Genomic DNA, 241 nt, shown 5'->3' with positions numbered 1-241 from the left:
TTTGTCTTTTGTTTTTTTTTTTTTTGTTTTGTTGTGTTTTTTTTTTTTTACTTCTGTTGCTTTCGTTGAGTGTCTTCGGTATCGTCAGATTTGTATAAGAGACAGCTTCCTCGGTGGTGGCCTTGAGGCGTTCCTTGACCGTTTCATCGCTGACCAGGCGCTCGAACTCGGCCGTGTCGAAGCCMGCGGCGCTCMGTACCTCKKCKACGACTTCGGGCTTKCCKMKGTTCTTCTGTTGCAC

General features: G+C 47.4%; 1 pseudogene. It reads right to left on the bottom strand.

Features of this window, described 5'->3' with window-relative positions:
• Nucleotides 1-241, bottom strand: a pseudogene (locus tag ACQ4LH_RS22140) (hypothetical protein); the annotation flags it as partial.

This window comes from Pseudomonas peli (genome assembly GCF_050563605.1).
In the GTDB taxonomy this organism is placed as follows: Bacteria; Pseudomonadota; Gammaproteobacteria; order Pseudomonadales; family Pseudomonadaceae; genus Aquipseudomonas; species Aquipseudomonas peli_A.
Note: the sequence above shows the minus strand (reverse complement) of the source record. Positions and strands in the feature narration are given on the sequence as shown.